Raw genomic sequence first — 10155 nt, forward strand, 5'->3', positions numbered from 1 at the left:
CTTGACGCCATCCGGAGCCCGAATGACGCGCAGCGGCAAGGTATGTAGCGCGTCACGGCGCGACAGGCTATGGTCCCGCCGCAAAAGCGCTCTTGGAATTGAAACAGCATGGAACGGCCTGACGGAACGACGCATTTTGGCTTCCGGGATGTCAATCTCGGCGAAAAGCAGACGCTGGTGAACGACGTGTTTCACAGCGTGGCCAGGCGCTACGACCTGATGAACGACTTGATGTCGGGCGGAATGCATCGGCTCTGGAAAGAGGCGATGATCACCGCGCTCAATCCTCCGCGCACGGATGCACCCTTCACCCTGCTCGATGTCGCCGGCGGGACCGGGGATATTTCCTTCCGCGCGGCCAAGGCCTCGGGATACGGCTTCCACGCCACGGTCTGCGACATCAACGCCGAGATGCTGGCGGTGGGACGCGAGCGCGCGCAGACACAGCATCTCGACGATCGGGTCTCGTTCGTTGAAGGCAATGCCGAGACGCTGGCGTTTTCCGACAAGAGTTTCGACGCCTACACCATCGCGTTCGGCATCCGCAACGTGCCGCGCATTCCGCTCGCGCTTCAGGAAGCCTATCGGGTGCTGAAACCCGGATCGCGCTTCCTGTGCCTGGAGTTCTCATCCGTGGACGTCCCAGGCCTCGACAAGATCTATGACCTGTTTTCGTTCAACGTCATTCCGCAGATCGGCCGTGCGGTGACCGGCGATGCCGAGTCCTATCGCTACCTCGTCGAATCGATCCGGAAGTTTCCGAGGCCCAACGCGTTTGCGGAGATGATCCGTGACGCCGGATTCTCCCGCGTCAAATACGACATCATGTCCGGCGGCATCGTCGCGCTGCATTCAGGCTGGCGTTTGTGATCGCTGCACTCATTCACACCGCGCGGCTGACACGCGCCCTCTATGTGTTCGCACGCGAGGGCGTGTTCGGTTTCGCCGATGTCTCGACGCTGCCGCCGCAGGCTCAATTCGCCGTTCGTATCGCGCGGCTGATCGAGCGACGTGGCGCCGCCACCAGCGGCCGCCTGTCACGCGCCCTGACGCGGCTTGGTCCGACATACGTCAAACTCGGCCAGTTCCTCGCCACCCGCCCCGACGTGGTCGGTGTCGCGATGGCGCAGGATCTCGAGAATCTTCAGGATCGGCTGCCTCCATTCCCTCAGGCACAGGCAGAAGCCGTGGTGGCCGCCGCGTTCGGCAAGCCCTTGTCACAGGTGTTTGCAAGTTTCGGCGAATCGGTCGCGGCGGCATCGATCGCACAGGTGCATGGTGCCGAGATCGAGAAAGACGGCGTCCGCAAGACAGTCGCCGTGAAGGTGCTGCGTCCTAACGTCAGCAGCCGCTTCCGCCATGACCTCAGTTCGCTGCTGTTCGCGGCCCGCCATGCCGAAGCCATGTTCTCGGAAGCGAGACGACTGCGACTTGTCGAGATTGTCGACACGCTGGCGCGCTCGGTCGCGATGGAGATGGATTTGCGGTTAGAGGCCGCCGCCCTCTCCGAGATGGCCGAAAACACCCGCGACGACCGCGAATTTCGCGTGCCGGCGGTAGACTGGGATCGCACCACGCATCATGTGCTGACGCTTGAGTGGATCGACGGCATCGCGCTGAACGACCGCAAGAAGCTCGAAGCTGCCGGCGTCGACCTGCCCGACCTTGGCCGCAAGGTGATCCAGAATTTCCTGCGCCATGCCCTGCGGGACGGCTTTTTCCATGCCGACATGCACCCCGGCAATCTGTTCGTCGACGACGCCGGACGACTCGTGGCGGTCGATTTCGGCATCATGGGACGATTGGGCCTGAAGGAGCGGCAGTTCCTCGCGGAGATTTTGCTGGGCTTCATCACGCGGAATTATCGCCGGGTCGCGGAAGTGCATTTTGAAGCCGGCTATGTGCCGGCCCATCACTCGGTGGAGAATTTCGCCCAAGCTATCCGCGCTATCGGCGAGCCGATTCACAACCGGGCGGCCGATGAAATCTCGATGGCGAAACTGCTGTCGCTGCTGCTCGAGGTCACGGCGCTGTTCGACATGCGCACCCGGCCCGAACTGATCCTGCTGCAGAAGACCATGGTCGTGGTCGAGGGCGTGGCGCGCGGCTTCGACCCGAAGCTCGATATCTGGACCACGGCCGATCCTGTGGTGCGTGAATGGATCGAACGCAATCTCGGTCCGCTCGGCAAGATCCAGGGCGCCATGCACGGCGCGGGCGCGCTGGGCCGGGTGCTGTCGGACCTGCCATCCATCGCAGCACGCTCGGTCGCGGTCCTCGAGCAGTTCGACACCATGACCCGCAACGGCTTGGTCTTGTCACCCGAAACCGTGGCCGCCATCGGCGCCGCCGAAGCCAAGCGCAACCGCTGGCAGACCGCGGCGCTGTGGGTCATCGCGCTGACCTTTCTCGGCATTCTCTGGAGCATCAAGTAATGATATCATTGCAGTCATCATTTGATTGCAATGATATCATTGGCTATAGTCCCGTGCAGAGCGCAGGGGAAAATGCCGATGGCCAGCCTGACCGTCCGAAAACTTGATGAAGCCCTTAAAGCCAGCTTGCGGCTGCGTGCAGCCCAAAATGGCCGCTCGGTCGAAGACGAGGTCCGGATGATCCTCCGCGAGGCCACGGAAGCGCCGGCGGCCTCGGCGCCCCCCACAAGCCCTCCTGCAAGTACATCGCCCTCACCAAACAACCGCCGCCAGGGGACGAAATCGGCCCTTCCGCGGGTGACGCTGATCATCGGCGGCGGTATCGCCGCCTACAAGGCGCTCGACCTGATCCGGCGCCTGAAAGAGCGCGGCATCCACGTCCGCTGTGTGATGACGCGCGCGGCCCAGCAATTCGTGACCCCGCTGACCGCCGGCGCGCTCGCTGACGAGCGCTGCTACACGGACCTGTTCGACGCCCAGAGCGAGTTCGATGCCGGGCATATCCGGCTCGCTCGCGATACCGATTTGATTGTCGTTGCCCCAGCCACCGCGGATCTGATGGCAAAGATGGTGCAGGGTCACGCCGACGACCTCGCCACCGCCATTCTGCTCGCCACCAATCGTCCGATCCTGGTCGCGCCTGCGATGAATCCGTTGATGTGGGCGAACGCCGCAACCAAACGCAACGTGGCGCAATTGGCCCGCGATGGCGTGACATTCATCGGCCCGAATTCGGGAGAAATGGCCGAGGCCAACGAGGCCGGCGTCGGCCGCATGTCCGAGCCCACCGAGATCGCTATTGCTGCGAACGAGATGCTGCGACCGCCACGCCCGCAGCCGCTCGCAGGTCTCAAGGTGCTGGTGACCGCAGGACCGACTCACGAGCCGATTGATCCGGTGCGCTACATCGCCAACCGCTCCTCCGGCAAACAAGGTTACGCCATCGCGGCCGCTGCTGCCGACGCCGGCGCCGAGGTCACCCTCGTTTCCGGTCCGGTCGATCTCGACGACCCAACCGGCGTGCGTGTTGTGCGCGTCGAATCCGCGCGCGATATGCTGGTGCAGGTCGAACAGGCCTTGCCGGTAAACGTCGCTATTTTCGCTGCAGCGGTTGCGGACTGGCGGGTTGCAAATGCCGGCGAGCAGAAAATCAAGAAGACCTCAGCAGGCATGCCGCCGCTGCAGCTGGTCGAGAACCCCGACATTCTCGCCACGATTTCTAAGCTCAAACAGAATCGCCCGACACTCGTTGTCGGCTTTGCCGCCGAAACCGAGCATCTGATCGACAACGCCATGGCAAAGCTGACGCGCAAGGGCAGCGACTGGATTGTCGCCAATGACGTCTCGCCCTCTACCGGCGTCATGGGCGGCGATCGCAATACCGTGCATATCGTCACCCACGACAAAATCGATTCGTGGCCGGTGATGACGAAAGATGAAGTCGCCATCGCACTGGTCGCAAGGATCGCCGAGACTCTAGTGTCCTGAATCCGAAGTTCACCTGATAGTGCAGCGCACCTCGTAGCGAACTTCGGATTCAAAAGGACACCAGCGACCTATGATTTGAGTGTGGTTCAGGTTCAGAAGTTCGCTTAAAGGACTCGCCGAGGAAATAAAGCGAACTTCTGAACCACCACACTAGGACAAGAACCTGCATGACAACTGCCATCACCGTCGATGTTCAACGACTGCCTCATGCCGAAGGTCTCGAATTGCCGGCCTATCAAACCGCGCATGCGGCCGGACTGGATCTGCTCGCCGCAGTCGCCGAAAACGTTCCGGTGATTCTGGCGCCAGGGCAGCGCGCCCTGATTCCAACTGGATTGATGATCGCGGTTCCTCCCGGATTCGAAGCCCAGGTGCGGCCTCGCTCCGGTCTCGCTTTCAAGCATGGCGTGACCGTGCTCAATGCGCCCGGCACCATCGACGCGGACTACCGCGGCGAAGTTGGTGTGCTTTTGATCAATCATGGCGACGCGGCGTTTACGATCCGGCGCGGTGAGCGGATCGCCCAGATGATCGTCGCGCCGGTGACACAGGCAAATCTGGTAGGTGTCGAGTCATTGTCGTCCACTGCTCGTGGTAGCGGCGGATTTGGCTCAACGGGGCAATGACTCATCGCGTCATTGCCGCGAATCAGCGCAACAATCGCCTGCAGAAGTCATTATTTTGCAGTGAGATTCACGTTCACGGTCTGGACTCTTACCCGACGACTCCTGTCGGGGGTATTGTCGTTCGATTCGTGAGCGGCGGTTGGGATTGATCATGTCAGGCGTGGTCGGGAGGATGCGGCGGAGCTTGCTGTCGTGCACCTCGATTGTGCGCGGGGGCCTCGCTGCCTTGAGCGCTTCGATATTGCCCGGTGCAACGCCGGCGCTCGCGGCTGACCACACCCTTCTCCACAACACGCTTTCCATTTTCACGGACATCAACCGTCAAGAGCTGGCCGCGCTTATCACCGCCACGGCCGTGCTCGGCTTCTCCGTGGTCGCGGCCATCCTGCTGATGCGGACACGCATTCGCGCCGCGCGCATCGAAACCAAACTGCGGTCCGACAATCAAGCGCTGCAACTGGAAGCGGATCGGTTCCGCGCGCTCCTGTTCGCTGAACCCCAGATTCTGATCTCCTGGGCGGCAGGTGACGACCGCCCCGACATCAGCGGCGACGTCGCACTTGTGCTGCCGCAGGGCTTCGAGCAGCCGCAACGCGTTCTGGCATTTGGAAGTTGGCTGCCGCCGGAGCAAGCGCTTGAGATGGATCATGCCGTCGATGCGCTGCGTGAGACCGGCGAAAGCTTCCAACTCAATCTCATCACCGTGACGGGCCGCACCATCGAGGCGATGGGTCGCGCCATCGGCGGTCAGGCCATTGTCCGGATTCGCGAATTGTCGGGCGTCCGCATGGAGCTCGCCGAGCTGGGCATCCGGTTCAATCACCTGCAGGAAGAGACCGGGGCGCTTCGCGCCTTTGCAGGCGCGGCGCCGTTCCCGCTATGGGCAAGACGCAGCAATGGGACATTGAGCTACGCCAACGCGGCCTACGCCCAGGCGGCGGACGCAACCTCCGTTGCCGACGTGATCGATCGCAATCTCGAACTTCTCGACAGTGAAGATCGCGAGATCATGGCGCGGACACTGGCCGAGAAAAACGGATTTGGCGCACGCGTTCCCATCGTCACTGGCGGCCAGCGCCGTATCTTCGACATTCAGGCGCTCAATATTCCGGGCGGGCAGGCTGGGATCGCCATCGATGCCACCGAAGCCGCGCAGCTTCGTGCCGCGCTGCACCAGATGGCCGAAGCGCATCGCCGCATGCTCGATCAATTGTCATCCGGCGTTGCCGTCTTTGACGCGCAGCGACGGCTGACGTTCTACAACGATTCGTATCGCCGGCTCTGGGATCTCGATCGCACGTTCCTCGACAACAATCCCGATGACTCGAGCGTGCTCGACAGGCTGCGCGTGGCGCGCAAAATTCCCGAGCAGGCCGATTTCCGCGCCTGGAAAAACAAGCTGTTCGAGGCCTACCGCGCGATCGAGCCGGCCAAGGACACATGGTATCTTCCAGACGGCCGTGCGCTCAGCGTCGTCACCACGCCCAATCCCGAGGGTGGCGTCACTTACCTGTTCGACGACGTTACTGAAAGCCTGAAGCTGGCGCGGCAGAACGACGGCCTGATGCGCGTCCAGCGCGAAACGCTGGACAATCTTGCCGAGGCGGTGGCGGTGTTCGGCAGCAATGGCCGCGCGCAGCTGTTCAACCCGCCATTTGCGCGGATGTGGAAACTATCGCCTGACGCGCTCGCTCAGCAGCCGCACATCGAAACCATCGAACAGTGGTGCCGTCCGCTATTCGACGATGAGGCCACCTGGCAAACGCTGCGGGCCGCGATCACCGGCATCGACAATCGCAACTCGGTGCCGCTCAAGATCGAACGCAAGGACGGCAGCGTGCTGGATTGCATGACCATGCCGCTGCCCGACGGCGCGACCATGCTCACATTCCAGGATGTCACCGACACGGTGAATGTCGAACGCGCCCTGCGCGAACGCAACGAAGCGCTGGAAACCGCCGATCAGATGAAGATCGATTTCGTTCATCACGTGTCGTACGAACTGCGCTCGCCGCTGACCACGATCATCGGTTTTGCCCACTTCCTGAGTGATCCGACCACCGGCCCGCTGACCTTCAAGCAGAGCGAATATCTCAGCTACATCACGTCTTCGACCAATGCGTTGCTCGCCATCATCAACAACATTCTTGATCTGGCGACCATCGATGCCGGCGCGATGTCGCTCAATCTCGGCCCGGTCGATGTGAAGAAGACCGTGACCGAAGCCACCGCCGGCATTCAGGATCGCTTGGCCACCGAACACATCCGCCTTGATGTCGACATCGATCCGGCCATTCACAACTTCATTGCCGATGAACGCCGCATTGTTCAGGTGCTGTACAATCTGCTTGCCAACGCGGTCGGCTTCTCGCCCGCAAATAGCGCCATCAAATTGCGCGCCCGCACGACCAACAGCAGCGTGGTGTTCTCGGTTTCGGATTCCGGCCCCGGCATTCCAGAAGGCGTCAAGGACAAGGTCTTCGACTGGTTCGAAAGTCATGCCAACGGCTCACGCCATCGCGGCGCAGGGTTGGGCTTGTCGCTTGTTCGCTCCTTTGTCGAGCTACACGGCGGCGGGGTGCATGTTGATTCCATCGTCGGCAAAGGCACGACCGTGACCTGCGAATTCCCGATCGATCAAACCGCGCACCGTAACGCCGCTGAATGACCGAGGACTCGACATTCTCCGTTGCGCTGGCGAATGAAACCGCGACCGCGCACCTGATGGAGGATCTGGCGCTGCTGCTCAGCGCCGGCGATACGGTGACCCTGTCGGGCGATCTCGGGGCGGGAAAGACAGCCGCGGCCCGCGCCCTGATCCGCTACGTCGCCGGCGATGAAGACCTCGAGGTGCCGAGCCCCACATTCACGCTGGCACAGACCTACGATCTTCCAGCCTTTCAAATTCTCCACGCGGATCTTTACCGCGTTGCTGATCCCAGCGAGCTCGAAGAGATTGGACTGTCGCCCCTGCCGGAAGGCGTCGTGGCATTGATTGAATGGCCCGAACGCGCCCCGGATCTGTTGCCCGACAATCGCATCGACATCACTTTCAGTCATCGACCCATGCTCGGCACGCACGCACGGGCCGCTGAGTTTCGCGGTTATGGCGATGGGGAAACGAAAGTCCGGCGCCTCGCTGCATTGCTCAATTTGCTGAACCTTTCGGGCAATGAAGACGCGAGGCGGCAGCGCATGCCCGGCGATGCGTCGACGCGATCCTACGCGCGGCTGTTCAAGGGCAACCAGTCAACCATCCTGATGAATTCACCGCGGCGCGCGGACGGCGCGCCGATCTATGATGGCAAATCCTACAGCGCGGCGGTTCATCTTGCGGAAGACGTCAAGCCGTTTGTCGCCATCGCCAATGGATTGCGCGAACGCGGCTATTCCTCACCTGCCATTCTGCACGCGGACATCGACGAAGGATTTTTGATCACCGAGGATTTCGGCCGCGCCAGTTTTGTCGCGGGCGATCCGCCCACGCCGATCGCCGAGCGCTATCAGGCTGCCGTCGACATGCTGGCGGCGTTGCACCGCAATCCGCTGCCGGAGACGCTATCGCTTGCGCCGCATTTCGACTATCGCGTGCCGCCCTTCGACAACAACGCGATGCTGATCGAAGTCGGCCTGATGCTGGAATGGTATCTTCCAGATAAAAGCGTGGCGGTGACCGATGAGATGCGAACTGATTTCGTTCGATTGTGGAATGACCTGTTCGACAAGCTCGCCATGGCACGCAAGACATGGATGCTGCGCGACTTCCATTCCCCCAACCTGATCTGGCTTGGGCAGCGCAGAGACACCAGCCGCGTCGGCATTCTTGATTTTCAGGATGCCGTGCTCGGCCCGCCGGCCTATGATCTGGTCTCGTTGCTTCAGGACGCGCGGATCGATGTCCCGGAAGACATCGAAATTCCGATGCTGGCGCATTACGCGCGCAAGCGTCGCACCGCCGATCCGGACTTCAATCCGGCCGCTTTTGCGGAAGAATACGCGATCATGTCGGCCCAGCGGAATACACGGCTGCTCGGCACTTTCGCGCGCCTGAACCGGCGCGACAACAAGCCGCAGTACTTGAGGCATCAGCCGAGGGTCTGGACCTACCTCAATCGCGCACTCGCACATCCGAGTCTGGCGGCGTACCGCGACTGGTGCACGGCGCACGTCCCGCCGCCGGGTTCGTGACGAAATCCTGACGGTTTAGACGGTTTGAAGGTTTGGATTTACCGCTTATTAGCCAGCTCGTCGCTAGGTTGATCCTGACTATCTGCGTCTGTGCGCATCCGATGCTGCACGGCGCGATCGGTGAAGGACTGAACGGAGTAGCGACCGATGGCTGAACGGCAACGAGGCGACCGCGTAGTGTTCGAGCGAGGTTTCGCGGCGTCCTTGATGGGCATTGACGGCACCTGGCGCCGCAACTGCCTGGTGGAGGATGTTTCCGAAACCGGCGCCAAGCTCACGGTCGACGGCTCCGTCGAAGGCCTGAATCTCAAGGAATTTTTCCTGCTCCTGTCGTCGACCGGGCTCGCCTATCGTCGCTGCGAGCTGTCCTGGGTGAACGGTGGACAGCTCGGCGTCAGTTTCCTTAAGCCATCCGACAAAAAGAAAGCGGCACGGCGTCCGAACTCACAGGTCGTGGAAGTCTGATACCGACGGGTTGGGCGTCTGGCGCGAGTCGCACCGCTGTCACATTATGCGATTACTGCCTGAGTGGAGCGATGTGCTTCCGTAATGCGGATGGTGTCATCGACTTTTTACCGGTTCCCGAAGTACCTTAACGGCTGCTGCGGCAGCCGCCTCCGAGACGCACCCAACAATGCCCACCAAACCAACCACCGCCATGATCCTCGCCGCCGGCCTCGGTCTGCGGATGCGACCGCTGACCGAAAAGATGCCAAAGCCGCTGGTGTCGGTCGGCGGGAAGCCCTTGCTCGATCATGTGCTCGACCGCCTCGCCGAGGCAGGGGTCAGCAAGGCTGTGGTCAACGTGCATTACCTGCCCGACCAGATCGTGCAGCATGTCGCCCAACGCACCCGGCCGCAGGTGATCATCTCGGACGAACGCGATGTGGTGCTCGGCACCGGGGGTGGCGTGGTGAAGGCGCTGCCGCTGCTGGGCAACGAGCCGTTTTATCACTTGAATGCCGACACCATGTGGATCGACGGCGTGCACCCGAACTTGCTGCTCCTCGCCGAGGCGTTCGACCCCGCGCGGATGGACATCCTGCTGCTGATGGCGCCGACCGCGCAGAGCATCGGCTACACGGGATCTGGCGATTACGCCATGCTGACCGATGGAACCCTGCGCAAACGCAAGGAGCATCAGGTGGTGCCGTTCGTCTATGCCGGCGTCGCCATCATGTCGCCCGCCATTTTCGCAACCGCGCCTCAGGGCGAATTCTCGCTGACCAAAATCTTCGATGAGGCCAATGAGCGGGAACGCCTGTACGGACTGCGGATGGATGGCCTCTGGATGCATGTCGGCACGCCGGACGCCGTCGAAGCCGCGGAAGAAGCCCTTCTCGCCAGCGTCGCCTGACAGATCCCGCACCACTCCCTCCGCTGGTCAGGGCATGCCATGATGTCCTGAACACGAATCG

At 61.9% G+C, this 10155-nt stretch carries 8 protein-coding genes; all 8 read left to right on the forward strand.

The genetic code is table 11. From position 1 onward, the window contains the following. Window positions 1–108: 108 nt before the first annotated feature. The 8 genes from ubiE (at window position 109) to ACP0KA_RS10380 (ending at window position 10094) form a co-directional block, all read left to right on the forward strand. Complete coding sequence (gene ubiE, locus ACP0KA_RS10345; RefSeq protein ID WP_424628706.1) at window positions 109–870, forward strand: bifunctional demethylmenaquinone methyltransferase/2-methoxy-6-polyprenyl-1,4-benzoquinol methylase UbiE; 762 nt, start codon at window positions 109–111, stop codon at window positions 868–870. Beyond that, a complete protein-coding gene (gene ubiB / locus ACP0KA_RS10350; protein WP_424628707.1) occupies window positions 867–2435 on the forward strand; it encodes a 2-polyprenylphenol 6-hydroxylase in 1569 nt (522 codons plus the stop codon). Before ubiE ends, ubiB begins: the two co-directional genes overlap by 4 nt. A 78-nt stretch (window positions 2436–2513) precedes the next feature. Beyond that, complete coding sequence (gene coaBC, locus ACP0KA_RS10355) at window positions 2514–3923, forward strand: bifunctional phosphopantothenoylcysteine decarboxylase/phosphopantothenate--cysteine ligase CoaBC (RefSeq protein ID WP_424628708.1); 1410 nt, start codon at window positions 2514–2516, stop codon at window positions 3921–3923. A gap of 167 nt (window positions 3924–4090) precedes the next feature. Continuing rightward, the gene (gene dut, locus ACP0KA_RS10360) at window positions 4091–4549 is read left to right on the forward strand and encodes a dUTP diphosphatase (protein ID WP_424628709.1); all 459 of its coding nucleotides are present in this window, start codon (window positions 4091–4093) and stop codon (window positions 4547–4549) included. A gap of 151 nt (window positions 4550–4700) precedes the next feature. Then, the gene (locus ACP0KA_RS10365; RefSeq protein ID WP_424628710.1) at window positions 4701–7217 is read left to right on the forward strand and encodes a PAS-domain containing protein; all 2517 of its coding nucleotides are present in this window, start codon (window positions 4701–4703) and stop codon (window positions 7215–7217) included. Beyond that, the gene (gene tsaE / locus ACP0KA_RS10370) at window positions 7214–8737 is read left to right on the forward strand and encodes a tRNA (adenosine(37)-N6)-threonylcarbamoyltransferase complex ATPase subunit type 1 TsaE (protein WP_424628711.1); all 1524 of its coding nucleotides are present in this window, start codon (window positions 7214–7216) and stop codon (window positions 8735–8737) included. Before ACP0KA_RS10365 ends, tsaE begins: the two co-directional genes overlap by 4 nt. Window positions 8738–8884: 147 nt before the next feature. After that, window positions 8885–9202 carry a PilZ domain-containing protein gene (locus ACP0KA_RS10375; protein ID WP_424628712.1) on the forward strand — a complete coding sequence of 106 codons (318 nt, stop codon included), beginning with the start codon at window positions 8885–8887 and terminating at the stop codon, window positions 9200–9202. A 169-nt stretch (window positions 9203–9371) separates the two neighbouring features. Continuing rightward, the gene (locus tag ACP0KA_RS10380) at window positions 9372–10094 is read left to right on the forward strand and encodes a nucleotidyltransferase family protein (RefSeq protein ID WP_424628713.1); all 723 of its coding nucleotides are present in this window, start codon (window positions 9372–9374) and stop codon (window positions 10092–10094) included. The last annotated feature ends 61 nt before the right edge of the window (window positions 10095–10155 follow it).

Origin of the sequence: Bradyrhizobium sp. SYSU BS000235 (assembly GCF_049747295.1) — a bacterium.
GTDB lineage: Bacteria > Pseudomonadota > Alphaproteobacteria > Rhizobiales > Xanthobacteraceae > Afipia.